At 37.0% G+C, this 26,656-nt stretch carries 23 protein-coding genes; 3 read left to right on the forward strand and 20 right to left on the reverse strand.

The window, feature by feature from the left end; translation table 11 throughout:
• Positions 1-41 precede the first annotated feature (41 nt).
• The 5 genes from BMY85_RS16300 to BMY85_RS11910 form a co-directional block, all read right to left on the reverse strand.
• Positions 42-401, reverse strand: coding sequence for a DUF2752 domain-containing protein (locus tag BMY85_RS16300; RefSeq protein ID WP_092478499.1), 360 nt, complete (start codon positions 399-401; stop codon positions 42-44).
• A 6-nt stretch (positions 402-407) separates the two neighbouring features.
• A complete protein-coding gene (locus tag BMY85_RS11895; RefSeq protein ID WP_092478500.1) occupies positions 408-746 on the reverse strand; it encodes a DUF4234 domain-containing protein in 339 nt (112 codons plus the stop codon).
• Positions 747-844: 98 nt separating this feature from the next.
• Positions 845-1,912, reverse strand: a complete 1,068-nt coding sequence (rsmH, locus tag BMY85_RS11900; RefSeq protein ID WP_092478501.1) for a 16S rRNA (cytosine(1402)-N(4))-methyltransferase RsmH — start codon at positions 1,910-1,912, stop codon at positions 845-847.
• Between the two features lie 30 nt (positions 1,913-1,942).
• Positions 1,943-4,228, reverse strand: coding sequence for a glycoside hydrolase family 3 C-terminal domain-containing protein (locus BMY85_RS11905; protein WP_092478521.1), 2,286 nt, complete (start codon positions 4,226-4,228; stop codon positions 1,943-1,945).
• A gap of 245 nt (positions 4,229-4,473) precedes the next feature.
• Entirely contained in the window at positions 4,474-5,541 is a 1,068-nt protein-coding gene (locus BMY85_RS11910; RefSeq protein ID WP_092478502.1) for a hypothetical protein, read from the reverse strand.
• A 313-nt stretch (positions 5,542-5,854) separates the two neighbouring features.
• Between BMY85_RS11910 and BMY85_RS11920 the strand changes: the two genes are divergently transcribed.
• On the forward strand, positions 5,855-6,619 hold the full coding sequence (locus BMY85_RS11920; protein ID WP_092478504.1) for a histidinol-phosphatase: 765 nt from the start codon (positions 5,855-5,857) through the stop codon (positions 6,617-6,619).
• Positions 6,620-6,655: 36 nt separating this feature from the next.
• Here the strand turns inward: BMY85_RS11920 and BMY85_RS11925 are convergent, their stop codons facing one another.
• From BMY85_RS11925 to BMY85_RS11945, 5 genes are all read right to left on the reverse strand, one after another.
• Positions 6,656-7,603, reverse strand: coding sequence for a polysaccharide deacetylase family protein (locus tag BMY85_RS11925; RefSeq protein ID WP_092478505.1), 948 nt, complete (start codon positions 7,601-7,603; stop codon positions 6,656-6,658).
• 213 nt (positions 7,604-7,816) lie between these two features.
• Positions 7,817-9,211 carry a sensor histidine kinase gene (locus BMY85_RS11930; protein WP_092478506.1) on the reverse strand — a complete coding sequence of 465 codons (1,395 nt, stop codon included), beginning with the start codon at positions 9,209-9,211 and terminating at the stop codon, positions 7,817-7,819.
• Positions 9,212-9,213: 2 nt separating this feature from the next.
• Positions 9,214-9,867 (reverse strand): response regulator transcription factor, encoded by a 654-nt coding sequence (locus BMY85_RS11935; RefSeq protein ID WP_092478507.1) that lies wholly within the window; start codon positions 9,865-9,867, stop codon positions 9,214-9,216.
• A gap of 317 nt (positions 9,868-10,184) precedes the next feature.
• Positions 10,185-11,492 carry an O-acetylhomoserine aminocarboxypropyltransferase/cysteine synthase family protein gene (locus tag BMY85_RS11940; RefSeq protein ID WP_092478508.1) on the reverse strand — a complete coding sequence of 436 codons (1,308 nt, stop codon included), beginning with the start codon at positions 11,490-11,492 and terminating at the stop codon, positions 10,185-10,187.
• Positions 11,493-11,774: 282 nt separating this feature from the next.
• Positions 11,775-13,682: an HD domain-containing protein gene (locus BMY85_RS11945; RefSeq protein WP_177180769.1), complete on the reverse strand. Its 1,908-nt coding sequence runs from the start codon at positions 13,680-13,682 to the stop codon at positions 11,775-11,777.
• A 281-nt stretch (positions 13,683-13,963) separates the two neighbouring features.
• On the opposite strand from BMY85_RS11945, the gene BMY85_RS11950 reads away from it, so the two are divergent.
• Complete coding sequence (locus BMY85_RS11950) at positions 13,964-14,569, forward strand: FMN-dependent NADH-azoreductase (protein ID WP_092478510.1); 606 nt, start codon at positions 13,964-13,966, stop codon at positions 14,567-14,569.
• Between the two features lie 98 nt (positions 14,570-14,667).
• On the opposite strand, the gene BMY85_RS11955 is transcribed toward BMY85_RS11950, so the two are convergent.
• The 9 genes from BMY85_RS11955 to BMY85_RS11995 all read right to left on the reverse strand — a co-directional run bounded on the left by BMY85_RS11955 (position 14,668) and on the right by BMY85_RS11995 (position 23,049).
• Positions 14,668-15,345, reverse strand: a complete 678-nt coding sequence (locus BMY85_RS11955) for a CPBP family intramembrane glutamic endopeptidase (RefSeq protein ID WP_092478511.1) — start codon at positions 15,343-15,345, stop codon at positions 14,668-14,670.
• 142 nt (positions 15,346-15,487) lie between these two features.
• Positions 15,488-15,931, reverse strand: a complete 444-nt coding sequence (locus tag BMY85_RS11960; RefSeq protein ID WP_092478512.1) for a hypothetical protein — start codon at positions 15,929-15,931, stop codon at positions 15,488-15,490.
• 92 nt (positions 15,932-16,023) lie between these two features.
• Positions 16,024-16,503 carry a 23S rRNA (pseudouridine(1915)-N(3))-methyltransferase RlmH gene (rlmH, locus tag BMY85_RS11965; protein ID WP_092478522.1) on the reverse strand — a complete coding sequence of 160 codons (480 nt, stop codon included), beginning with the start codon at positions 16,501-16,503 and terminating at the stop codon, positions 16,024-16,026.
• A gap of 628 nt (positions 16,504-17,131) precedes the next feature.
• A complete protein-coding gene (locus tag BMY85_RS11970) occupies positions 17,132-18,424 on the reverse strand; it encodes a hemolysin family protein (protein WP_177180770.1) in 1,293 nt (430 codons plus the stop codon).
• A 94-nt stretch (positions 18,425-18,518) separates the two neighbouring features.
• Positions 18,519-18,863 (reverse strand): type II toxin-antitoxin system PemK/MazF family toxin, encoded by a 345-nt coding sequence (locus BMY85_RS11975; protein WP_143066378.1) that lies wholly within the window; start codon positions 18,861-18,863, stop codon positions 18,519-18,521.
• 148 nt (positions 18,864-19,011) lie between these two features.
• Entirely contained in the window at positions 19,012-20,199 is a 1,188-nt protein-coding gene (alr, locus tag BMY85_RS11980) for an alanine racemase (protein ID WP_092478515.1), read from the reverse strand.
• Positions 20,200-20,225: 26 nt separating this feature from the next.
• Positions 20,226-21,728 (reverse strand): NAD(P)H-hydrate dehydratase, encoded by a 1,503-nt coding sequence (locus BMY85_RS11985; protein WP_092478516.1) that lies wholly within the window; start codon positions 21,726-21,728, stop codon positions 20,226-20,228.
• A complete protein-coding gene (locus BMY85_RS11990; RefSeq protein ID WP_092478517.1) occupies positions 21,725-22,354 on the reverse strand; it encodes a hypothetical protein in 630 nt (209 codons plus the stop codon). Before BMY85_RS11990 ends, BMY85_RS11985 begins: the two co-directional genes overlap by 4 nt.
• Positions 22,355-22,374: 20 nt before the next feature.
• On the reverse strand, positions 22,375-23,049 hold the full coding sequence (locus BMY85_RS11995; protein ID WP_092478518.1) for a redox-sensing transcriptional repressor Rex: 675 nt from the start codon (positions 23,047-23,049) through the stop codon (positions 22,375-22,377).
• Positions 23,050-23,290: 241 nt separating this feature from the next.
• On the opposite strand from BMY85_RS11995, the gene BMY85_RS12000 reads away from it, so the two are divergent.
• Positions 23,291-25,243, forward strand: coding sequence for an ABC-F family ATP-binding cassette domain-containing protein (locus BMY85_RS12000; protein ID WP_092478519.1), 1,953 nt, complete (start codon positions 23,291-23,293; stop codon positions 25,241-25,243).
• A gap of 134 nt (positions 25,244-25,377) precedes the next feature.
• Here BMY85_RS12000 and BMY85_RS12005 read toward each other — a convergent pair whose 3' ends face one another.
• Entirely contained in the window at positions 25,378-26,538 is a 1,161-nt protein-coding gene (locus BMY85_RS12005; protein ID WP_092478520.1) for an RCC1 domain-containing protein, read from the reverse strand.
• Between the last annotated feature and the right edge of the window lie 118 nt (positions 26,539-26,656).

Below are 26,656 nucleotides of genomic sequence, written 5' to 3' on the forward strand. Positions count from 1 at the left end.
CTGCAAAGGGGATTTCCCTGTTTTGGTAAATCCCCTTTGTATTAAATATTTATTCTATTCCGCACAATCATCCAGATAATGAGAGTGATTACATATCCCGTTTCTAGCCAGGTCCAAATTCTATCTGCTTTTCTTCTGCTGTATTTTCTTTGCTGCTCATATAAGATAAATATAAGAATTATAGGACAAGTCCAGAATAAAAAATAATTAGCTGCCATTGCTTTTTTCCACTGAAAACAGAATAAATAATAAAACATTCGGGTAATGCCACATCCAGGGCACTTTAAATGTGTGATTTTATAAAAAGGACACGGTATACCTATCTTCGTACACCGTATCCATACATAATAAAGAAGCCCTGAAATAATAACAATTCCAAGTTTTTGCTTATGCGTTTTCATATCGTCTTAATATGCGAATTTATTTACTTCATTCTGAATTAAAATGTAAGTAATAACTCCACCAAAAATAAACAGTAAAAGATATAAGATTCCACCATTGCTTGCATATTCTCCACGTAACTGATGCGCTCGGTCAATCTTTTCTCCACGTTTATAAGCCCAATAAAAACCATATATACCACAGGTTACAACTGTTAGCAAAAGTGCCGCTACTCCTGAAGTTCCTTCTTCCTGTGCAATTGCATTGGTGTCATCAGTCAGACAGACAAACCAGTAAATCCCATATAATCCACAAGTAACAAAATAAAGTATTACACAAAGTGCAAGATTTTTTTGACGTACCATAGCTAATACCCTTTCTTTTGAATAATATTCATTGTATCATAACTATCTAAATAATAAAACAGCTACTAAGAATTTCATATATAATTATATTTTCCTAACTATGCTTTAATCGCCCATCGCATCTTTGTAGAACGTGCCCGCCCATTCTGCCTGCATTCCTCCTTGGAAGGTCTGATTACATCAGATGCCACTTCTTTGTAAACACCTTCCTTTAACAAACGCTTAAACGATTTTTTTACCATTCGATCTTCCCCTGAGTGGAAAGTCAAAATGACAACTCTTGCCCCACTTTCTAACGTATCTGGAAGTTTTTCCAAAAATCCTTCTAACACCTCAAATTCACTATTTACATCAATTCGTAATGCCTGAAACACTCTTTGGCAAGTTTTCTTTATGGTTTCTTTTCTGTCTTTTTCTGGAACAAAAGACAGCACTTTTGTAATAATCTGTTCCAGCTGAGTAGTAGTTTCGATTTTATGCCCTTTTCTTATAGCAGATGTAATAGCTCTTGATAACTCTGCTGCATAAGGCTCATCTGCATTCTCAATAAGCATGCCTTCCAGCTCGTCTCTAGTCACTTCCTTTAGACGCTCTGCTGCAGAAATTCCTTTTTTCGGGTTTAAACGCAAATCCAATGGTCCTTCAGACTTATAGGAAAATCCTCTCTCTGGATTATCAATCTGCATAGAAGATACTCCAAGATCTGCTAGCACAAAATGAAACTTTCCATATTCTTGTGCTACTTTATCTATGTGCACAAAATTCTCGTGGATTATCGTAATTTTATCCTCTCCATATCCTTTTGCTTCTAATCTTGCCTTTGTCTTCACAGATTCAATTGGATCTACATCCATCGCATATAAATGCCCCTGTCCATCCAGACGTTTAAGCATTTCCAATGTATGTCCGCCATAACCTAATGTAGCATCTAACCCTTTCTGGCCTGGCTGGATCTCAAGAAAATCTATAATTTCTCTCACCATAATTGGAATATGCATGCCTGCTGGAGTACTTCCTTTGCTTTTTACCTTCTCAATAATATCTGCATATTTTTCTGGATTGTGTTCCTTATATTTTTCCTTGTAAGAACGTGGATGAGTGCCTTTGTAACGGACACGTCTTTTATGTTCTTGTTCTGGTTTCTGCCGATTTGTCTGGTTTTCCATGCTATTCCATCCCCTAAATATTTATTATTTCTATCCGATCTTAAATAAAAGATAATTTAACTGTTCCATTAAGTCATACAGCTGCTGATAGGACACTTTACCCTGAACAAAGGAAACCAGTCCACGAAGAGGCAAATCCCTTAACATAGATTCCATCATTTCTTTGGTAGAGGAACCCAGCTTGTCATCTCCACCCATGTCAAATTCTGTAAAAATTTTAATAAATGGCTCTAAGATTTTTTCTGTTCCAGGAATTTTCTGTATGTCACCAAATAGCGTATCCAGATTAATATTAAGAGGCAGTCTTCTTGTGCTTTCTACCTGTACTTCGCATTCTGCTAAAATCTTACGGCTAGACTGTCCTAGTTCAATCGTATATTTTCCTGTCTCCACATGCCAGTCATTTATCTTAGTCTCATAATATGCAAATGCTCTCTTAGACAAAGTAAATGTTACCGTCTTAGTTTCTCCTGGTTCCAGAAAAACTTTTTCAAATCCTTTTAATTCATGGACTGGACGGATTATCCTTCCATCTTTAGGCGGGGCAACGTATAGCTGTACTACTTCTTTTCCTGCTCTGTCCCCTGTATTTGTAACGTCCACTGACACTTCCAGGCTATCTGTATCCCTGATAGAATCCTCACTTAATTTCACATTGCTATAAACAAATGCAGTGTAAGACAGACCGTGTCCAAATGGGAAACGTACTTCCATTTTCTTCGTATCATAATAACGGTATCCAGCAAATACTCCTTCTCGATATTCCACACGGTCTCCTTCTCCATGATAGTATAGATAAGAAGGATTATCCTCAAGTTTTATTGGAAAACTTTCTGCTAAATGTCCACTTGGATTTACTTTTCCGTATAACACATCAGCAACTGCACCTCCAATTGCCTGTCCGCCAAGATAAGCTTCTATAATTCCACTTACCTTATCTGCCCAAGGCATTTCTACTGGTGAGCCATTGTGAAGCACAACAATTGTATTGGGATTCGCTTCTGCCACTGCTTCAATTAATGCATTCTGTCCTTCTGGCATTTTCATATGGGAACGGTCAAATCCCTCGGACTCATAAGAATCTGGAAGACCTGCAAATAGAACAGCTTTATCTGTCTGTTTTGCCAGTTCCACTGCTTGTGCAATTTTCTTTTCATCTATAATATCCTCTTTTGTCGAATATCCTTGTGCAAAGTACACCTTATCCTTACAGCTATCACATTCCATAAGAATTTCCCAAACAGATTCAACCTTATGAGAATTGATATGGGAACTTCCGCCACCTTGATAACGTGGAGCTTTCGCAAACTCTCCAATGATAGCAACGGATTCTTCTGTTTTTAATGGAAGAACATCCTCATTTTTTAATAATACGATACATTCCTGTGCCACTTTTCTAGCAAGTGCATGGTCGGCATCTCTATCAAAAACAGCCTCTGTATCACGATTTGATTCAAAACGCTCAACCACATTTAAAATATTCTCAACTGCTTTATCCAGAACAGCCTCATCTAATGTTCCGTTCTGCACTGCTTCCACAATCATTTTATCTGTTAATCCACTAGAAGATGGCATCTCCAAATCAAGACCAGCTGCTAAATCAGCAACCCGATTGTTTACTGCCCCCCAGTCGCTAATTATCATCCCTTCGTAACCCCATTCATCACGTAATACATCTGTTAAGTATGTTTTATTTTCTGCAGCATAAACACCATTGATACGGTTATAAGCACACATAACGGTCCAAGGTTTTGCTTCTTTAATAGCCCCTTCAAACGCTGCTAAATATAATTCTCGAAGAGTTCTCTCATCTACTTCCGAACTAGAACTCATTCTTCTATGTTCCTGATTATTTGCCAGAAAATGTTTTATGCTTGTTCCTACATTTTTTGACTGAACCCCTTTAATATGACTTGCCGCTATTTCCGTTGCCAAATAAGGGTCTTCCGAATAGTATTCAAAATTTCTTCCACATAAAGGGGAACGTTTAATATTAACAGCCGGCCCAAGAATTACTGCTACTCCTTCTGCCTGGCACTCATTTCCTAAAGCCTGTCCCATTGAATAAAGCAAATCTCTGTCAAAGGATGCAGCAGTTGCACAGCCTGCTGGAAAACATACTGCTTTAATACTCTCATTAATTCCTAAATGATCGGATTCTAAATCCTGTTTTCTAAGCCCGTGGGGTCCATCGCTTACCATCATTTGTGGTATTCCAAGACGTTCCACTGCTTTTGTATGCCAAAAATCTGAACCCGAACAAATCCCCGCCTTTTCTTCTAATGTCATCTGTTGAATCACTTTTTTTACATCCATTTTCATGAAGCCTCCATCCTGTTCTATATAATTGCTACACTCCGTTTTTGCCATTCTATCAAATTCTGCTTTCCTGCTTTTTCTTCAGTTCGCATAATATAACTATATCATGATTACAAACTTTATTCCAGCTAGAATAAAGTCTGAGTTCCTCAGACTCTCGCAACTCAAATAAAAAAGGCATGATTCTTGCAAACATTCGCAAGAATCATGCCTTTTCACTCAAACAGAATTACGTTCCTTCCTTATGAAAGGTATATCTGTATCGCATCAATTTCCTTTCCAAAATCACCTGCATATCCATTATTAGAATCAGATGTACTGTAACCCGTAACATATGGTAACCAGTATCCAGCTCTAAGATGTACTCTGTAATGAATGGTCTTTCCTGTATCCGTTTTCATCATAATGCCATCAATTGGTTTACTGTATATGCCTGCATAGTCTGAACGGTTCGTAACTGCTGGAAGCCAGCTGCCTCCTCTGGTATGTACTGCATATGTAATGTTTCCTTTGCTTAAGCTAGCATATACGGCAGATACCGAATGTCCAAAAATTCCTGCATAATCCGATCCGTTTACTACGTTGGATAACCAAGCACCTTTTGAAACGTCATAAGTCTGGTAAGTAACATTAATTTGATTTGTATCTATTGTATCTGTTGTATATTTCCAAAGATTACTGTAATTAGTTGGTCCTCCATTATTTACATAATTGCCAGATGCCACAACTCCCTTATTGATAATAGATGTAGTAAAACTCTTATTAATATAAAGTGCATTAAATGGATAAGTATTGCCAAATTGAGAATAATAGGAAGTTGGAGTGCTTGCACGTCCTCTATATACTCCTAAATCCAGATGTTTTGCATAGACATATGCTCCACCAGAACCAAGACCACTGATTTCATATAAATTCGTTCCCTGGCTAACAACAGAACCTACGCCCTTTAAGCACTTTCCATGCATATACATAACCGTCATATAATCTAGCGAACCATCTGCATAATAAACTTTGTCATTACTCTGGAAAATCATAACCCCATAATTGCTGCTAGAATACTTTACCGTTCCAGTAAATGGTGCTATTGCGTAATCAGAACCAACACAGTCAATGTGGGCAGAATTTGTATGGGAATAACTTTCGTAGGCAAGCTGTGTAAGATTCATGGTACTCATTGGAAACCATGCTTTTTCATAGGAAGCAGCTTTTGTCTTAACCGACACAAATCCTATATTTACCCCAAATGCAGCAACAAAAACTAACATAAAACTTAAGATTGTACAAATTGATTTTTTTGTAATTCTTTTCATTTTAATATCCTCCTTTTTTCTTTTTTTCTATTTTACATGTATTTTTATGTCACATCAATGCTTTTCTTGTAAATCAAATAGGTTCTATAATAAGTACAGTGAAATTCGTAATTTGTTGGATATAGCTGATGTACCCTTTTTGGATTAGGCTTTGGCAAAATCCTGAGCATAAAAAACAGCACTTTATTCCTCTTACGTTCCACAAAAATACCATTTACTCGCCTTCCTTCTTTTCCCATTTCCAAAAAACTTGGAAATCCTTTTCCTTCATGCTATACTTACTTTAAAATGCTAAAGAAATGGAAGTGTTACAATGCTTGCTAATTATCATACTCATACATCCCGCTGCCATCATGCAGCAGGAGAAGATCGTGAATATGTTGAAGCTGCCATTCGTGGCGACATGAAAATTCTTGGTTTCTCCGACCATTTCCCATGGAAAATGAAAAAAGGGTATGTTTCTTCCTCTCGTATGGAACTCTCTCTTTTAGATGATTATGTAGATTCCATTCAGTCCTTGAAAAAAGAATACCTAAACGATATTAAAATCTATCTTGGATTTGAATCCGAATACCTGCCAGAATATACAGAACAGCAGGAACAGCTGCTAAAAGATTATCCTATTGATTATATGATTTTAGGACAGCATTTTTTAAATCCAGAACCTTATGGAACTTACACTGGTTTTCCAACAGAGGACAAGGACCTTTTTCTGGAATATATTGATTCTGCCATTGAAGGAATGGAAACAGGGTTATACCGCTATTTAGCCCATCCTGACCTAATCCATTATACGGGAGATACTGCATTTTATGACAAACATATGCTACGCTTATGTCAATATCTGAAAGAAAAAAATATACCAGTAGAAATCAATTTATCAGGAGTATACGAAAATCGCCATTATACTTCAAAACATTTTCTGAAACTGGCAAAACAGGCTGGAAACTCTGTTATCCTAGGGGTTGATGCCCATAGCCCAGAAAGACTTGAAATGACTGGTGTACAGGAACAGTGTTATCAGATGGCTCGAGATGCCGGATTAGAAATTGTTACTGTGCTGGAAGGGTTAGAATAATTGAAATGCCCCTGAAAAACAGGGGCATAAATCTAGTCAGTGGGACTTTCTTATTCTTCTGGAAATATATGGTTTTGCCACTTCTCCCTCTTTTATAAATTGTATTGGTTCTACAGTTCCGTCCAGTGCTTTAAACTCATATCCCTTTTCTCTTAACCTTTTCACTATAGAAGGTATTGTTTCGATTACTTGCTCTCTTTTTGGAATATTGTGCATCAGAACAATAGATTTTTCACGGTAGCTAGACTCTTTTACCGCTTTTTCAATCATCTGAGCCTTGGTAAATCCATCACAGTCACCGTTGTAAGCATTCCAGTCATAATAAACCATGCCACGGCTGGCCATTTCCTTTATAATTTCCTCGCGGACTGAATCATTGTATCCTGTATTGCTTCCCCCTGGAAAACGGAACAGTCTCGCATGTTCACCAGTTGCCTTTACAATCAGATCATCCATCTTTTTAAAATCAGCCAGATATTTTTCCACGGAAGAATATATTTCATCATATCTATGAGAATAGCTATGGACACCAGCTGTATGACCTTCTGCTTTTATCTGCTTTAACCATTCTATAATTTCTTCCTCACTTCCATATTGGGCGGTCACAAAAAATGTTGCTTTTACATTCAGTTTTCTTAATACATCTAGTAACTGAGGCGTTGATTTACAAGGACCATCATCAAAAGTAATATAAACATTTTTTTCATTTTCCGGCTGCGGCTGATATTCAAGTTTTTCCACCACCATATCCTTATACAATCCACTAAGAGGAGCTGGCAATACTATTTCAGCCTCCTCTTTTACTTTATCCCCTGATACTTCCTTGTCTCCTTTCTCTGGTATCTCCTGTAATTCTTCTTTTATAACCGTCTCCTGTTTTTCCGCTTTTTCATGTTTTACTGGCTTTTCCACTTTTCCCTGCTGACATCCTGTCATAAATGCGGCACAAATGAATAAAACTCCCAAACCCATTCGAACTCTCATTGTTATCCTCCATATTTTAAGTGTTTTTTCCGCACTTTTTACTTTGTAAAAAGGATAACAGACAAATGTTTCTTACTTGTCCAGAACTTGTGTCTTAGTTGTGTCATGCAATTTTTCCCTTATTTTATACCTTGTTCTAGTCCCCAGACTACTTGTACATACTGATTTTTCTTTTCATGGTCCCTGATATGGCAATGGTTTGCCTTTTCATCGTTACGCTTCCTCCATAGCCAATGCAAAACAAATGGATGTGCCTTTTCCTAATTCGCTTTCAATGGTAAAACTCGTTCCATGAATCTCTGCTATTTTCTGTGCCAATGCCAATCCTAACCCTACCCCATTCTGTTCCCTTGACCTTGACTTGTCTACTACATAAAACGCTTCTACAATACGTTTTTGGTCTTCTTTTGGGATTCCTATTCCATTGTCCGAAACACACACTATATATTTGTTATCCTCCTTTCTCCCCGTTATCTGAATCTGGGTTGCATTTGCTTTCATAGCATTATCTAATAAATTAAGCATTAAGGTTTTCAAAAGATCGAATTCCACTTTTAAATAAGCTGGCTCAATGTCTAATATAAGCCGGCTTTCCTTTTTATAAAATAATGGAGCAGTTGTTTCCTTGATATTTTGAAACAGGTCATTTGCGTTTAAATACTCTAACATAAAATCATGTTTTCCAAGCACAATTAAATCCATCAGTTTCCGTGACAAAGACTCCAGCCTAAGTCCCTCATTCATAATGTATTCTGCTGCTTCCTTTGTTTCTTCTCTAGATAAATTCTTATGGTAAATCCTATCAGAATAACCAATTACTGAAGTAAGCGATGTCTTTAATTCATGTGCAAAATTAGCAACAAAATTTTCCTGCTTCAATACGGCAAGTTTTAAATCTTCAATGCTGGTTTCAATGGCATCTGCCATTTTATTAAAATTACAGCTAAGTTCACCAATTTCATCCTTGGTCCTTACCTTGACACGCTCACTATAATTTCCGTGGGCAATTACCTGTGCTGACTTACTAAGCTGTTTGATTGGCCACATCATAATGGATGAGAATGTAAAAACTAAAACACTTCCTATGGAGAAAACAAGTAAATAACTATAATAGAACACCTTTTCTAACTGCTTTCGATCTGACACTACGGAACTGACATCCGTAGCACATAACAAATACATAGTTTCCTTGTTTTCCTTTAGAACACCTGATAATTCCAAGTAATACTTTTCCTGATACTGTTTCACATCCATGTGTAAAAGTCCACTCTCCAAGTCATCTGCAATTCCATAATGATAATCACTTGGAAATGTTGAATTCATTTCTTCCTTCACTTCATTAAAAACAGCTGCATAATTGCGGCTTCTGTCAATTCCGCTGTTTAAGATTCCACTAATAAACTGTTTGTCAAATTTCCTTCCTGCACTTTCCGAAATCATATTGGACTGCAGCACAAACTTAACAAACTGATACTGATTTACTGCTCGTTTCTGTTCCCGTTTCATAGAATAAGAAAATGCTTTCGTAATAAACAGACATCCCGAAAATGATAAAGAAACACAAAGCACGATAGCAACCCATAAACTCATTTTTGTTGTAAGCTTCATTTTTACACCTCTAGCCGGTATCCAATACGGAAAATGGTTTTAATGTGATCTTCCCAATTAAGTTTTTTCCGAAGTCTTTGTATATGAGAATCTAATGTTCTTGTTTCTCCTGTAAATGGTTCATTCCATATTTTTTCGTAAAGCTGTTCCCGATATAACGCTATGTTCTTGTTTTCTACCAGTTCTACAAGCAAATCAAATTCTTTTACGGTCAAGTTAATCACCCGATTATCTTTCTTTACAATTCGATGTTTCGTATTAATATACACTCCAAAAATGTGATACTCGGTCTTTGTTTTTCCTACCCTCCTAAGAATTGCCTCAACTCTTGCAAGAACTTCCCCAATTTGAAATGGTTTTACAATATAATCGTCCGCTCCTTTTTTAAGTCCTTTGATTTTATCATCTACACGTCCCATTGCCGTAATCATAATGACAGGTGTTCCCACTGGTTTTATATAATCTAGCAATTCATATCCATCTATCTTTGGTATCATAATATCTAAAAGTACCAGATCAAAACTCCTGCTTTCTAATAAATCAGCCGCTTCTAATCCATCCATTGCACAAGCACATTCATACCCTTCATCTCTTAAGTTGATATACAAAAGATTCAAGATGGGCTTTTCATCCTCTACAATTAAAATTCTGTTCATTTGCAAGTTCCTCTCGTTTTATCAGTCTTCTCGTATAAAATTTATATAAATTTACATCAAACTCTTGTCCTGTTACATTCTATTATTTTATGAAATCTTTTCTTTTCTATAAGTGTTATTTTTATACAAATGGTACAAAAAAAAGAAGCAAATAAGCCTATGCTCTTGCTTCTTTTTTTATTCATTTTATCTTTTGTATATTGTTCTTTTACCTTTTGTACATTATCTTTTCAGCTTTTGTATCAGTCATATTCTAACATAATATCTCATTATGTGCAACTATTTTTTTATATTTCTAAACATTTTGTAATTTTCCTCTACTGTACTGCTAAAAATGCTTCTTCCAAATCTTCAATAATGTCCTCAATGTTTTCTGTTCCAATTGAAAGACGGATGGTATTTGGCTTTATACCTGAAGCTGCAAGTTCTTCTGCCGTCATCTGTGAATGTGTCGTAGACGCTGGATGAATCACTAAGGACTTCACATCTGCTACATTAGCAAGCAGAGAAAACAGTTCTAGCTGATCAATAAAATCGCAAGCTTTTTTTGCATCCCCCTTGATTTCAAACGTAAAAATCGAACCGCCACCATTTGGAAAATATTTCTGATACAATGCTTTCTGTTCTGGATCTTGTGTCACTGCTGGATGATTTACTTTTTCTACCAATGGATGTTTTGATAAATAGTCTACTACTTTCAGGGCATTTTCCACATGTCTTTCTACCCTTAAAGATAAAGTTTCAAGCCCTTGTAAAAAAATAAACGAATGAATTGGAGAAATAGTAGCACCTGTATCACGAAGTAATAACGCTCTGATTTTGGTTACAAAAGCTGCCCTTCCTACTGCTTTTGTGAAACTTACTCCATGATAACTTGGATTTGGCTCTGTTAAGGAAGGGAATTTTCCTGATGCTTCCCAGTCAAAATTACCACCATCCACAATTACGCCACCAATTGTAGTTCCATGTCCACCAATAAACTTTGTTGCAGAATGTACCACAACATCTGCTCCGTATTCAATTGGCCTTACAAGATATGGAGTAGCAAATGTATTGTCTACGATTAATGGGATCTTATGTGCATGGGCAATCTTTGCGATTTTTTCAATATCCACTACTTCCGAGTTTGGATTGCCAAGCGTTTCAATAAATACTGCTTTCGTATTTTCCTGAATCGCATCTTCTACTTCCCTGTCATTAAATGGATCTACAAAAGTTGTAGTAATCCCAAAACGAGTCAAGGTATGTTCTAATAAATTAAAAGAACCTCCATAAATGTTTTTAGCAGCTACAATATGGTCCCCGCTTTCTGTAATATTTTCAATTGCATAGGTAACCGCTGCTGCTCCAGAAGCAACTCCAAGGGCCGCTACGCCGCCTTCTAGACTTGCGATTCTCTGTTCAAATACATCCTGAGTTGGATTCGTCAGCCTTCCATAAATGTTTCCCGCATCCCTTAATGCAAATCGGTCTGCCGCATGCTGGCTATTGTGAAACACAAAAGAAGAAGACTGATATATCGGTACAGCCCTTGCATCCGTAACTGGATCTGCATTTTCCTGTCCTACATGTAACTGTAATGTTTCAAATTTAAATTTTCTGTCCGCTCTATTTTTTTTACTCATACTACATACTTCCTTTCCTACTGTCCCGTGTGATGAATTTATTTGCTCTGTTTAATATACTAGTAATTATATAGGATTTCTGAAATATGTGTTAATACCTTAAAAATATAGTCCGTTATAAGTTTAACTTATAGCACTTTATGCTCGTATTTTTGTAATTCTTCAAGATAGACCTTTCCAATATCACTTAAATTATAAAAAAGTGTGCGTTCCTATACAGCAAAAAGGCCTGAACGAAAGGATTAAAATCCATCCACTCAGGTCTTCTTCCTACAGCTCCTTCTACATATATGCCTCTAATCTTTTTACCAGTTCCAAACCAATCTGACTGCCAATGGCACTTAACAGTTCTTCTCTCTTTTCTTTCAGAATACCCTTGTTATCTTTTGCAAGGATATAGATATAGAAAACAGGAAGGTAACTAGAATCCAGCTCCAAAATATCTGCAATTCCACTAATCTCCTTTAACGTATAAATATTTCCTTTATGATTGTAAAAATAAATCGGTGCATCTAGCCCTAGCGATATTCTTTTAAACAAAGTAACCGTATCATAGGTTTTCAAATCCGTCACTATTCTTTTGGTCTGGTTATTTACTATTTCTTTGACCATATCCTGAAAATCTCCCAGACCAAGTTCTTTGTTGTATCTTGCTAGGAAAGAAAGAACAAAACCTGAGGATTTCTTATCCATATGATCCAGAAGCTGTCCCAGAAGATCCGCAAATCGTTCTTTTCCAGCCTCGTTCCAAGCCTGTTCCACAAGACTTTCTATCTGTCTTCGATTCTGCTTTAATAGCTGCTTTACACCATCATCAATACTCTGGAAATTCTCCCCCCTTTTTATCAACGAATGATACCGCTTGCTATTACGTAGGAGTTCCGCTAAACGCTGGGCCAGAAGATAATCCGTGCTATCCTCTGGTATGGTATCATTATGATAATATCCTGTATAATAAATCTGGCGCAGGACAGTCAAAAGCCATGAGTCATTCCATTGAGAAAGTGCATTTGCCTTGATAGCTGACTTTTTATCCCCCAGAGGAAACCATAGCCCCGAAATATCGAACGGAATCAGAACCTCACTACCGCTTTTTTCTTTATCCTCGTATTCTAGCAGATACTTCTTTACTAAATCCTTCACAATTCCTTCTAAGATATAATCTGTCTTAATTACTCTATGATGATAGATAATATCCTTGTAACTGTTATATCTTCTCTTCACAAAATCCTCGACGGAACTAACAGCTTTTAGCGGTACTGCAAAATACATCTCTCCATCTCTAATAAAAAGCTGCATATCGCAGATGATTCTTCCATATTCAATCTTTCCACAATCCATGCCAGAACTAAGTACGTCTCGTGTTACATAATCAAGTCTGTCCCCATCCAAACTAGAATCTATAATGCGATGCAGGAAACGGAATGCTCCTTCTTCTGCAAATATCCGTCTCACAGTCTCCATAACCAGTAAATCAAATAAATTCTCACTAAAGCTGTCATCTATTCCACCCATAGGCTGAATGATTTTAAATAAGATTCCCTGGCTGATTTCATCTCCCATCTGCTCATGAAGTTTCCGGTCATCTTCAAAGTATTTTGACATAATTTCAAGAAACTCTTCTGCATTTTCCTGCTGCATAAATGTTTTGTCTTTAAATTCCATATAAACATCTTTTAAGGCAAACTCTACAATATGGCTGAAAGGAGGGTGTCCAATATCGTGAAGCAGGGCAGCCGCACGGATTCCTTGAATAATCACAAGATGCATCACCTTATATCCATCTTCAATATTATTTGGTATCAAGGAATGCCTTAACTTGTCCAAAATAATCCTTGGAAGTCCCACAGGCTTTTGCCCTCCCAGCTTCTCTTCACACAGCTTCTGGTTTTCATGTATTTCTTTTATAATCGTAAAATATTCTTTTTCGAATATCTCAAAAAACTCTTGCAGCGTTTGGTCAGACGCATTTAAAAGGGATTGAAAAAACATATCAGAACAAAGTTTCATCGTTCCAATTGAATGTTCAAAACGTTTGGTACGGTTAGACGGAAAAGTCAGATACACAGTAGAGTTCTGGTATACGTCATGCAAACGGTTAAATCCGATAGTGGAAACAATTCTTCTTTCATATTCAGTTAATGCAATTAACCCATGAATGGAATCATTTAAATATATTCCTTTTTTCAAATCAATCCTCCTGCTTTTGCTATTTTGCATATAGTATAATATATTTTTGCCCAAAATACTACTCATATGTAGCTTTTCTGTTTCGTCTTTTATGACAATATCCGAAATTTCTTTTAATTCTTCTAAAGTTCTTGCTCATAAAATAAATTCTTTCTAATTCACTATTATTTCCAGATATATCTATATCTGGTCTATTCTCCATAAACTAACATAATAAAATTGCCTGCTATTAGAAACCATACTTTAAAGAACTGAATATCAAAACAAAAGGAGGAAAAACAATGGCACACGTGCTATATATCAAAGCAAACCCAAAAAGTATTGAACATTCCCGGACTTTTCAGTTATCTGAAAAATTTATAGAAAATTATAAGAACCTGCATCCAGAAGATACCATTACCACATTAGACTTATACAAAGAACCGATTCATTTCTTAACTTTTGAGGATCTGAATGAGATTTTTGGAGCTAAATCAGAAGAAAAAAGAAATCACCCCATTTTAAAGTATGCTTATCAGTTTGCAGAAGCTGACAAATATGTAGTAGCTGCACCTATGTGGAATCTTTCTTTTCCAGCAGTTTTAAAAGCATATATGGATTATGTAAGCGTTTCAGGAATCACCTTCCAGTATACAGCCAATGGACCAGCTGGCTTGTGCAAAAACAAAAAAGCAGTCTTTTTAACTACAAGTGGCGGAGAATACTCTGAAACAAAAAATGCCGATTTAGAAATGGGAGAACGCTATTTAAGAGCTTTATTCTGTTTCTTTGGTATCGAAAACTTTCAAACGATCCGTGCCGAAAACTTAGACCTGCAGGGTGCTGATGTAAACGATATTTTAGCCAAAGCCAAGGAACGTGCAAAATCATTAGCAGACAGCTTTTAGATTATATTGTTTATAGGCAAACAGTGCCCTTAATTAAGGACACTGTTTGATAAATAACAGGTTGATTTTTCAGCTCCCCATATTTTTAAGGAAACGAATTAAAGTATTCCAAACAAAATTAGCCCAATAGTACTAATGGAGAAATCCGCAGACATATGAACAAACCAGGAACCATATATAGTACCATCTTTTTCGTTCAGGTAATTAAATATCATTGCTCCTATATATAGCCCTAATAATACCATTACATATACCCCTGCTGAAAACCATCCTGTCATCATTGCCGTATGATACAGGGAAAACATGGCAGAACTTAATATGTATGCCGCTTTTCTTGTAATGTACTTTTTCATCGTCAGAAACGCAAAGCCTCGAAAGAAAAATTCTTCCAGAAATGAATTGGCAAACGAAATATAAAGTGCCACCCAGATGAACCTTTTTCCCGTTACACCTGCATTACTAGAAAGAGCACCAGTAATCCCCGAATAATCCAATATATTCCTTGTAACCAGATATGTTCCCAAAATTCCTAGATACAATCCTGCTGCCAAACCAAAAACCAGCTTGCCACTCCCTTTTTTCCATAGAAAGATTTCTTTTAAACTCAAATCTTTATGACGCCAGAAATAAACCAGTGGTACTGCTAAAAATAAAATACACTTTACCAGAGATTTCTTTGCATACCCTGGTTTTATCACACCATCTACCATAGCCATAACGCCACAGCACATAACAATCCGTATCAGAATAAATACAGCTTCTTTCTTTTTTTTCATTTGAACTCTCTCCCTGCCTCGCTATTACTTACATATTTATTTTTATTGGAACTTTATGGATTTTTGCATAATATCGTAAGAAAATCAATTCCCAGCAATTCTACACCTGCTTTTATGTAAACGCTACGGTAACTTCTAAATTCTACAGACCTGTATTTGCACCTTGTCCTCCTCCACCAAGAAGATCTATCAGCCGCAGCATACTGGCAATCAATACGAGCGTACTGGCAATATTATTGATTCTGCTGGAACTTCTTTGACTGCAGTCAGCATCAGGATTACACAAAACTGTCTCTGATAACTGAAAGAAAAAGAATAACGCACATAATATAAGGAGATTCGAGCTTAGTTTTAAAGGATATACATTGGCTGTTTGTGCCTGTGGGTTCAGAATCTGGCACTTCTGTATCCTAAGTGTCTGCTGCGTTAGCAGAATTCCTGCAATAATAAAGTTAGTGTATTTACAAGAATCATCTAGTATTTTTAACTGCTGCTGCATTTGTACTTGAGCTCTCGCCTGTTCTGCGTAAGTATCTATGCACTCCATCTGGTTCTGATAATAATTATAATTATTATAACAATTCATACTTCACTCCACTAATCCATTTCTATTAGTGTATGATAAAACTATTCATGTGTTACTTTTTCCTCTAAGAAGTGCCATAATGCCCTCTCAGCTTACTTATGATACGGTTCCCTCTTCATAATCCGATATCCCCTATACACCTGCTCTAGCAGCACCATCCTCATCATCTGATGGGGAAATGTCATCTTACTAAAACTAAGCTTCATATCCGCTCTCTTTAAAAGCTCCGTATCCAGTCCCAGCGACCCCCCAATCAAGAACACGATATGGCTTACTCCATTGATTCCAAGCTGCTCAATCTTCTTACTAAACTCCACCGAATCCAGCTGCTTTCCTTCAATAGCCAATGCAATTACATAAGAGTCATCTTTAATGTATTTAGACAGCCTCTCTGCTTCCTTTGCTTTAATAATTCTCTCCTCGTTCTCGCTTGCCTGATCAGGTGTCTTTTCATCTGCCACTTCCACTATCTCTAGTTTACAGTAGCGAGACAGTCTTTTCTCATACTCTGCAATTCCTGCTGTAAAGTATTTCTCCTTAATTTTTCCTACACACAATACTGTTATCTTCATACTGTTTTCCTTCCATTTATTTATAATAATGTGAACAAAAAAATTCATATATTGTTCTCAATCAAGTCATAATTTACACATATTTCTTCGCTATAATAAGAATCAAGATAGTGATTTAAATAAATTTCACTTTCTCCTCCCCAACATTCATATAAGTGAAGCCAAAGCCTCAGAACGCTCCTGAGGCTTTGGTGCTGTTTAGGAGCATTCTTCTCATTGCATTTCAAGTTTCATTTCAAGCCAGCTTCTTTTTATTACCACTTAACAAATGCACCTGCATTCCTTAATATAATTGTTCATTGATTCATCTATCCAATGAACACTTTTCTTTTAATCCTTACAAATTACATTAAATTTCCAATCATTAACAGAATTTCATCATTTAGCTTTTAATTTCTTACAAAAAGCTTTCTTTCTTAAAAAAAACTTAAGAATTAATAATTTGTTCATATTTTGTTCATAATTATAGTATATACTAAAATATAGATAGTGTTAATAACACTTTCTACTCCCACCCTATTATACACTTTGTTATCAAAAAACTCACTAATAGCTAGTGAGTTTTTTGGCATTCTAAGAACTATAAGATAAAAATCGAAAAGCCTCAGCGGAAAACTGAGGCTTTCTTTTATTCCTTCACAACCCGTACATAGCGTATCACCTTATCCACTACATCCACGATGTGGAACTTATATCCCATATAATGAAAGACTGCTTTTTCCCCATCAGAAGGAATATGACCTAGCATAGAAATAAGAAAACCGTTTAAGGTATCAAAATCTTCCTGCTCCATGTCAATGTCTAGCACTTCTTCCACTTCTTCCAGCGACGTCATTCCTTTCATAAGAAAACGGCCTTCACTCTGCTTTGTAATCATCTTTTCCTCAATATCATACTCATCTGAGATAGCACCAACGATTTCCTCCAGAATATCTTCCATTGCTACCAGTCCTGCTGTCTGGCCATACTCATCAATAGCAATTGCCATATGCATTTTCCTGGCCCGCATATCATTTAGCAATACATCAATCTGCTGGGTATCTGGCACCAGATACGGCTCACCGCAGATTTCTTTCACAGGAACCTTTGTATCCTTCCCTGAAATATAATATTTCATCATATCCTTAATATGCAGGATTCCAACGATGTTATCTATGGTTTCCTCATATACTGGGAATCTGGAAAATGGCTGCTGCAGCACATATTCCATCGCTTCTGCCACTGTTAAGGAACCGTCAATCGCTCGAATCTTCTTACGGTGTGTCATAACATCCATAACTTCTTTTTCATCAAACTCGATAATGTTGGAAATCATCTCTGCTTCACTATCTTCTAAAACACCTTGTTCATAACCTTCATTTACAATCGATATAATTTCATCTTCTGTAACATTTTCCTCTTCTGCAGGAATCCGAATCCGCAGAATCCAGAAGGAAAACCTGGCCAGACAGTCCATTAACCACAGGACTGGCTTTAATACTCCGTAGGAACGATATAGTACTCCATATAAATAATAAACCGATCGTTCCGCATGAACCTTTGCCATTCTACGAGGAAGTACATTTCCAAAGAAAATCACAATACATATAAAGAATATGGCAATCAGTACCGCAAGTATTCTTGCAGCCAGCAAATTTGCCTCTAAAAATCCATCTGCACTCCTAAGCATCTTGAAAACCCTTACATAGAAACTGCTTGTAAATAACATGCCAATAACAATGCTTGTACTATTCATAAGCACTTCAAACAAGTTTATGTATCTGCCTGGTTCTTCCAGCATGTTTAATATCTGAAATGCTCTAGCATTATTTTCATTTTCTTCTAAACGTTTTCGAATCTGGTTTTCATTTATGGAAGTAAATGCAGCATGTGCCGCCGAAACAACTCCATTCCAAATTACTAATAATAAAATTATTCCCATTCTCCAATAGGGATATCCATCACCCATTAATTAAATAACTCCTTTTCTTCTTGACAAGCATCCTATTCTCTGCTTATGCTGGCAAAGCCTTAGCTTAGGCAAGAGAAAAACTTACTAATAATGCCTCATCAATTCTAAACATAATATCTTCGTCCAAATGACAGACTTTTTCTTTCAGACGAGATTTATCAATTGTCCTTACTTGTTCTAAAAGAATAACGGAATCCTTTACAATCCCATATTTTTCAGCATTAAGCTCTACATGTGTAGGAAGCTTTGCCTTATTCATTTTAGATGTAATCGCTGCACAAATTACGGTTGGACTATGTCTGTTTCCTGTATCATTCTGAATAATAAGGACTGGACGTACGCCACCCTGTTCAGACCCGACAACTGGCCTTAAATCTGCATAAAAAATATCTCCACGCTTAATAATCACATTATTCACACTCCATTTTATGGCTTTTCTTTTTATTGTTACCACTTTTTTCTCTCGTATTCCATAAAATTTCATTCTGCGAATAACTCTCTTCATTTTTTGCATATAAATTTTTACTTACAAAAACTAATTCCTACTCATTCAACTTCTAAAAACTTATGTTATACGTATCCTGTGAGCAGTGATAAAAATCATAAGTACCAGCTTTTTCACCACGATAATAGTAGACTCTTGGAACACGTTTTCCAATGTCACATACAAATTCATAATTGAATGAATGACTCATTGCAGCTAATTCTTCAACTGTAATGCATTCATCCCCATCTTTTCCCACTAAGGTTACTATATCCCCTTCGGATACTCCAGGAATATCTGTCACATCAACCATAAACTGATCCATGCAGACTCTTCCTAATATGGCAGCTTTTTTTCCATGAATTAACACATACCCCTGATTGGACAATGCTCTTGGATACCCATCTGCATAACCAACTGGTACGGTAGCCACTCTTGTTTTTTCCCTGGTTACGAATGTCTGGCCGTAACTGATGCCAATCCCTGCATCTAACGTCTTCACATACGTAACAAAACTTTTGATTTCCATTGCTGGACATAATCTAAGTGCACTTTTATCTACTTCTTCGGAAGGGTAAAGTCCATAAGTACTGATTCCTGAACGGACCATATCATAATGGGCATTTGGAACCTCCATAATTCCAGCACTATTGGATAAATGCTTAACTGGTATGTGTACCCCGTTTGCTTCTAATTCATCCACAAATGACTGAAATCTATTTATCTGCTGCAATGTAAATGTTTTGTCTTTCTCATCTGCTGCCGCAAAATGTGAAAAACATCCTTCAATTGAAATCCCATCCAGTTTTGCAATTTTCTGCACTGTTTTTATGCTTTCCTCATTTACAGGAAAACCAATACGGGACATTCCCGTATCAGCCGCAATATGAATCTTTGCAGTTTTATTCTGCTTTCTTGCTTCCTCAGCTAATTTTTCTGCAGTTTCATATGAAAATATGGCAGGCATAATATCATATTCTACTAACTGGCTATATAACGGAACTGGCGTTACCCCCAAAATCAATAATGGCTTCGCTATCCCATTCTCCCTTAATTCAATTCCCTCTTCAATAATAGCAATTCCATATGCATCCACAATAGGATCCAGGACTTTTGCGACTGGAATTGCACCATGGCCATAGCCATCAGCCTTAATAATAACCATTAACTTAGTATCATTGCTCAGTAACTTCTTTGTCTCTTCAATGTTCTTGTAAATAGCATCTAAATTTACGTCCGCATGTACTCTATAATAATCCATTTCGCTGTCTCCAATCTATTATAACCTTACAAAACATATGATAACGCATCAATTAAATCTCCTGCCATCAGACTATAACGGCTGGTTTTATCCACAGCGTAATCTCCTGCCAGTCCGTGGATATACACTGCCATAGCTGCAGCGTCAAAATTACTCATCCCCTGAGCTGCAAGCGCCGCTATAATTCCAGTCAGCACATCACCTGAACCGCCAGTAGCCATGCCGTCATTTCCTGATACATTAAAATACATACGCTCTTTGTCTGCCACAATGGTTCTAGCATCTTTTAACACCAAAACATAGCTGCTACGGTATTCCATTGCAACTTCATACAGATTTGATATGATATGTTCTACCGGCAGTTTTGTCAGTCTTGACATTTCCTTTAAATGAGGTGTAAGAATTACATTAGAAGGCAAATGAAGGACTGTATTATGATTTATCTCATCATTTATAACATACTTTTCTTCATCTTCCAGCAGGTTTATAGAATCTGCATCCATAATTAATGGCTTTTTTACATTTTCAATTGCAAATAAAACTATTTCCCTGGAAGTTTGGGACATTCCCATACCCGGTCCAATCACAACAGCCGTTGCCCAATCTATCTCTTCTTTTAACCATCTGTAATTAACTTCGCCTGATTCATAAGCTGAAACCAATGCCTCTGGCAATAAACTTTGTATAACCGCTTTATTACACGCTGGGGTAAGTACTTTTACAAGTCCTGCTCCTGTCCGGTAAGCTGCCTTCGCAGACAGATACGCTGCCCCGCAAATATCTTCGCTGCCTGCAATTACAAGAACTTTACCATATGTTCCCTTGTTAGAACGCCATTTTCTTTCTGGCAGTTTTAACAGATCGTCTGGCTCATAATAAAAACTGTTCTTTCCAAACTGCTCTATTACAGCCCTTGGAAAACCAATATCTGCAACGATCACCTTACCAGCGTAAGAACATCCCGGAAACAAAATAAGGCCATTCTTCTGGCATCCAAATGTTACCGTATAATCAGCATTAATTGCAATACCCAAAATTTTTCCATTTGTGGCATCTACTCCTGACGGAAGGTCTACGGATACTGCCAGTGCACCGCTTTCATTGATTTCCTGTATAAGCTTTGCATATTTTCCTTCGATATTTCTTTTTAAGCCAACTCCAAATAAACTATCTATTATCACAGTATATTCACATATCTTGGCCGAATTGTATACAGACATGCCAAGATTTCGTGCAATATTCAGCTGTGCTTTCATTTGTTCGGATGCCCGTTCCTCCTCTCCTGCCAGAAGTATGTCTGCGTGATAGCCTTGTTCATGCAATAGCCTTGCGGCTGCTGCTCCATCACCACCGTTATTGCCGCTTCCACAGACTGCCAGTACTTTGTCTGACTGTCCTATATGCTCTGCCACGGTCTCTGCTACTTTCATAGCAGCCTTTTCCATAAGAACCATAGATGGAATCCCTATTGTCTCCATAGTATAACGGTCAATTGCATTCATTGTCTGGGCATCAGCTGTATATTTCATTCTATATCGCTTCCTTTGTCAACAAAACTGTGGTCAAATTTATTAATTACATCATGTCCTAGTAAATTGTGCATATAGGAATATACTTTTTGATTTATTTCTTCTTTTTCCTGCTTTTCAAGAAGCCTGCTTTTCAATTCTTCCCTGACAGACATAATCCAGGAATCTAATTTCTTTATATCCGCTGTATTTTCCTGAATCAGTGAATACCAGTACTTTAGGCATTCCACTACAAGAAGTTCATTGGCTTCTCGTATCTTGTAAGGGATGTCTAATAGTTCATCGTTTCTCACTTCTAATTTATCGTTTATCTCCAGAATCATTTTCTGGCTGACTTCTGTTTTTTTCCCTCTTTTTCGCTCCGCTTCTTCTGTAGCCCCTTCTCCCATGCTTGCAACAATCTGATTCATCAGCTGCATTTTAAGCTTTTTCATATCCTTTATTTCATTGACTAATTTGCCTTGCTGCTTAAGCAGATCATTCAATTTCTTTTCCAATTGCCTGATAACGGCTGTCTTTGCGTCATCCGGAAATAATTCATGCCACTTTGGGTCAAGTGTTATGATAGGAATTTTTTTCTTATTGACAAAAGATCTATAATCAGGTTCCCGTTCTTTCTTTCTCAATCCCTCTCCCCCCCTAAACGTTATTTCTCTTCCATGCCGGCAAGTACTTGTTCCTGTTCAAGTTCTCTTTCTCTATTTCTTAAATTGTAGGAAACACGCATTAAGCTTTCAGCTAAATGAACGTTTTCCACAATTACGTCATCTGGCAGATTCAAATCTGTTGGTGCAAAATTCCAGATCGCACGAACTCCCCATTTTACCAAATCAGAACCAATCTGTGGTGCTTTGGTCTTAGGCAGGGTAAGTGCCGCAATATCCACACCGTTTTCTTTCACAAATGTTTCTAATTCGTCTACAATCCGGACTTCAATACCTCTAATGGTCATGCCAATAAGCCTTGGATTTACATCAAAGATTCCGACTACACGAAATCCTCTTTTCTCAAAATCGGTATAATTCGCCAATGCCTGTCCCAGATTACCTGCTCCAACTATGATGACTTTGTAATGGCGGTCAAGACCTAATATCTTTCCAATCTCCGTATACAGATACTCTACATTATATCCATACCCCTGCTGGCCAAATCCACCAAAGTTGTTAAGGTCCTGTCTAATCTGTGATGCAGTCACTTTCATCTTTTCACTAAGCTCTTTTGATGATATACGAACTACATCTTTTTCCATCAACTCGCCTAAGTAACGGTAATAGCGTGGCAGACGCTTAACCACGGCTGACGAAATTTCTTTATCATTCACTTTGTTACCTCCTTCTTGTAAACCCATAATTCATTTTTTACAAAATAATGTCATCATATATTATATTGGAATCAAAAAATAATGTCAATAATTTCACAAGAAATAGAATACATTAATCCCTTATCTAAAAGTTGATTAAAAAACAAATAAACACAAATCCTGTGATTATGTAAAAGGCTTCTCAAGAGTTGACACAAAATGTGATTTTTCTTATAATCTTCATACAAGGAGAGGTTATCATATGATTTTAGCATGTAAAGATATAACAAAAACATTTGGAACAGATAAGATACTATCCAACGTGTCTTTTCATATAAACGAACGTGAAAAAGCGGCCATTGTTGGAATCAATGGTGCTGGAAAATCAACTTTACTTAAAATTATCATGCAGAAGCTTAAGCAGGATAATGGTGAGGTTATTTTAGCCAAAGGTGCTACTACTGGTTATCTGGCACAGCATCAGGAACTGGATAGCACCAATACCATTTACGAGGAATTATTAGAAGTAAAACAATATGTTATTGAACTGGATCAGAAAATCAGAACTATGGAAGCGGAAATGAAACATGCTTCTGGAGAAAAACTGGAAAGCCTGTTGAATCAATACTCTAAACTCACTCATGAATTCGAAATGAACAATGGTTATGCCTATAAAAGCGAAATTACTGGTGTCCTAAAGGGACTTGGCTTTACAGAAGAGGATTTCGATAAAAAGACTTCCACTTTATCCGGTGGCCAGAAAACCCGTGTTTCTTTAGGGAAGCTCCTGCTTTCCAAACCAGATATTATTCTGCTGGACGAGCCTACCAACCATTTAGATTTAAATTCTATTGCCTGGTTAGAAACATACCTGATTAATTATCCTGGTACTGTATTGATTGTTGCCCATGACCGCTATTTCTTAGACCGGGTTGTAACCAAGGTAATTGAATTAGAGCGTGGAAAGGCCCGGGTTTACGAAGGGAATTACACGGATTTTATTACCAAAAAGGATTTAATCCGTGAAGCACTAATCAAACAGTACCAGAATCAGCAGCGTGAAATCAAGCATCAGGAGGAAGTAATCACTAAGTTACGCTCCTTCAACCGTGAAAAATCCATTAAGCGTGCAGAAAGCCGTGTAAAACTGTTAGATAAAATGGACCGCTTAGACAAGCCAGTTACCGAAGATGCACAAATACATTTTACATTGGAGCCTTCTGTAGTAAGTGGCAACGATGTTCTGACTGTCCGTGATTTAAGCAAATCTTTTGGACAGCTTACGCTATTCAGAAATATTGGCTTTGACATTAAGAGAAGTGAAAAGGTAGCCATCATCGGAGGAAATGGAACTGGCAAAACTACTATTTTAAAGATTATCAATGGTCTTTTAGAAGCTGACTCCGGTACTATTACACTTGGTTCTAAGGTTAAAATCGGGTACTACGACCAGGAACATCAGGTGCTTAACATGGAAAAAACCCTATTTGATGAGCTCCATGATGCTTATCCTGATATGGATAATACACAAATTCGTAACACTTTAGCTGCGTTTCTATTTACTGGTGATGATGTCTTTAAACGGATTAAAGAATTAAGCGGTGGGGAACGTGGCCGTTTGTCCCTTGCCAAACTAATGCTTTCTGAAGCGAATTTGCTGATACTGGATGAACCTACCAACCATCTGGACATTGCTTCTAAAGAAATATTGGAAAATGCTATTAAAAATTATACAGGAACTGTCTTATATGTATCACATGATCGTTATTTTATTAACAAGACAGCAACTCGTATTTTGGACTTAACTAATCAGACATTCCTTAATTATATAGGAAATTATGATTATTATTTAGAAAAGAAAGAAGTTCAGGAGAAAGCTGCCTTTTCGCAGGACAATGGCTCTGCCATATCTTCAAAACAGGTGGCAGACAAATCTTTCGCATCTTCTAATGCCAGTTCTGTCTCTGACAGCAAAATGGATTGGAAACAGCAAAAGGAAGAACAGGCACGGCAGCGTAAAATCCAGAATCAGATTAAGAAATGTGAAGATGAAATCAGCCGTCTGGAAGAACGTAGTGGTGAGATTGATGAGCTTCTTTCCCAAGCAGATATCTATACCAATGTTAACAAGTTAATAAAATTAAATGACGAGAAGAAAGAAATCGAAGCAAAGCTAGAAGAACTTATGGAAGAATGGGAATCTTTATGCTTCTAAATTGAATTATAGGACAGTTTTGCAATAACAGAACGATTCCGTTTTACCATATTACCAGTTAAGCCACCTTATATTCCAATATATCGTGGAATATAAAGTGGCTTTCTCCTTTCCTTGCTTACACTGTGAATCTATCAGTATTTGACTGTTGGTACATACAAATCCTTCCTGCCAAAAACATCTTCTGGATTAAGCTTGCCACAGTCCCCTGCGATCACCACTGTTCCATCGGATTTTAAGCCAATTGAAATCCAGTCTCCAGCAGCAATTGCCACAATATCATGCCAGCCAGAAACATCTAGCTGCTTATGTGCATTTCCTCCAGTAGCAACTACACTTCCGTCACGCTTTAGTCCTAGCAGACTGTAACCGCTTTGGGAAATGGCAATAATATCATTCCACCCAGATACATGAAAGGCATGGGGATTTTTAACCAGATTGCCATCTGGACCTTTTATTTCCTCTTTGGTACAGACTACTGTTCCATCGGATTTCAATCCAACTATTGGTCCTCCAAAAACATCAGCAATATCCACTATATCTGTCCAGTCGTTCACTTCATCATCCACAGTTCCATCTGCGCCATAATATTTATTGTAATCTGCAATATAAACGGTGCCATCTTGTTTCAATGCCGCAATCCTTAATTGTCCTGTTACCACTTTCACCACATCCGTCCATGTGGAAATTTCCTCTTTAAAATATTCAAGTGCTTCCCCATATTTTTCAGAAAATGCTTCGATTTTTCCTGTCTTAGACAACAAAACATAATTATCAAAATCGGTCGATATCCCTTCTATCTCTGTATAGGATTTTAGTTTTTCTGCAACATAGATATAAGCAGGATCCGTATCTTTTGTTGAATAAATACGTCCCGTTTGATCCAGCCCATCTAGTCTGCCTTGTGCAAAAGAAAGGCTTTTCATATTATCCCAGCCAAGACTCTCCTTATATGTATTATCCTTACGATAAGTATGATCTGTTTTTATTCTTACTTTTCCACTGTTATCAATAGCTGCCACCCCATCATCTAAATTAGCAAGATACGTTCCAGAGATAAGATAGCGAAGCTGCCGCAGTAAATCTTCTGCCTTTTTGTCATCCTTAATTTGGGATAACATCCCTATGGCTTGGGGATATTTTTTCTCCTCAATACAGGATATGGCTTCCTTTATTACAGCCTCCTTATGTTCTGCTTCTGTGGCTTCCTTCTTTTCTTTAACCATTCCACAGCCACTTAACAGACAGACAGCAAGAATCAGAAAAAGAACCTTTGCTTTATTTTTCATAAACATTGATTTTTACTCCTTTAATTATAATAAACAGACTGGATGTTTAATGTTTCACTTTTATAGGAATGAAGCACATTAAACATTCCTATGGATGAATAGTAGGTAAAACCTGCATAACTGC

The organism is [Clostridium] polysaccharolyticum, from assembly GCF_900111595.1.
Lineage (GTDB): Bacteria > Bacillota > Clostridia > Lachnospirales > Lachnospiraceae > Clostridium_AI > Clostridium_AI polysaccharolyticum.

What these genes read in the sequence shown, in the direction of transcription:
- BMY85_RS11935 (WP_092478507.1), bottom strand. Translation starts at nt 9,867, where the DNA reads ATGAACAGAATTTTAATTGTAGAGGATGAAAAGCCCATCTTGAATCTT.
- BMY85_RS11920 (WP_092478504.1), top strand. Translation starts at nt 5,855, where the DNA reads ATGCTTGCTAATTATCATACTCATACATCCCGCTGCCATCATGCAGCA.
- BMY85_RS11895 (WP_092478500.1), bottom strand. Translation starts at nt 746, where the DNA reads ATGGTACGTCAAAAAAATCTTGCACTTTGTGTAATACTTTATTTTGTT.
- BMY85_RS11985 (WP_092478516.1), bottom strand. Translation starts at nt 21,728, where the DNA reads ATGAAATATACAGCTGATGCCCAGACAATGAATGCAATTGACCGTTAT.
- BMY85_RS11940 (WP_092478508.1), bottom strand. Translation starts at nt 11,492, where the DNA reads ATGAGTAAAAAAAATAGAGCGGACAGAAAATTTAAATTTGAAACATTA.
- BMY85_RS16300 (WP_092478499.1), bottom strand. Translation starts at nt 401, where the DNA reads ATGAAAACGCATAAGCAAAAACTTGGAATTGTTATTATTTCAGGGCTT.
- BMY85_RS12000 (WP_092478519.1), top strand. Translation starts at nt 23,291, where the DNA reads ATGATTTTAGCATGTAAAGATATAACAAAAACATTTGGAACAGATAAG.
- BMY85_RS11955 (WP_092478511.1), bottom strand. Translation starts at nt 15,345, where the DNA reads ATGAAAAAAAAGAAAGAAGCTGTATTTATTCTGATACGGATTGTTATG.
- BMY85_RS11960 (WP_092478512.1), bottom strand. Translation starts at nt 15,931, where the DNA reads ATGAATTGTTATAATAATTATAATTATTATCAGAACCAGATGGAGTGC.
- alr (WP_092478515.1), bottom strand. Translation starts at nt 20,199, where the DNA reads ATGGATTATTATAGAGTACATGCGGACGTAAATTTAGATGCTATTTAC.
- BMY85_RS11910 (WP_092478502.1), bottom strand. Translation starts at nt 5,541, where the DNA reads ATGAAAAGAATTACAAAAAAATCAATTTGTACAATCTTAAGTTTTATG.
- BMY85_RS11950 (WP_092478510.1), top strand. Translation starts at nt 13,964, where the DNA reads ATGGCACACGTGCTATATATCAAAGCAAACCCAAAAAGTATTGAACAT.
- BMY85_RS11970 (WP_177180770.1), bottom strand. Translation starts at nt 18,424, where the DNA reads ATGGGAATAATTTTATTATTAGTAATTTGGAATGGAGTTGTTTCGGCG.
- BMY85_RS12005 (WP_092478520.1), bottom strand. Translation starts at nt 26,538, where the DNA reads ATGTTTATGAAAAATAAAGCAAAGGTTCTTTTTCTGATTCTTGCTGTC.
- BMY85_RS11925 (WP_092478505.1), bottom strand. Translation starts at nt 7,603, where the DNA reads ATGAGAGTTCGAATGGGTTTGGGAGTTTTATTCATTTGTGCCGCATTT.
- BMY85_RS11930 (WP_092478506.1), bottom strand. Translation starts at nt 9,211, where the DNA reads ATGAAGCTTACAACAAAAATGAGTTTATGGGTTGCTATCGTGCTTTGT.
- rlmH (WP_092478522.1), bottom strand. Translation starts at nt 16,503, where the DNA reads ATGAAGATAACAGTATTGTGTGTAGGAAAAATTAAGGAGAAATACTTT.
- BMY85_RS11905 (WP_092478521.1), bottom strand. Translation starts at nt 4,228, where the DNA reads ATGGATGTAAAAAAAGTGATTCAACAGATGACATTAGAAGAAAAGGCG.
- rsmH (WP_092478501.1), bottom strand. Translation starts at nt 1,912, where the DNA reads ATGGAAAACCAGACAAATCGGCAGAAACCAGAACAAGAACATAAAAGA.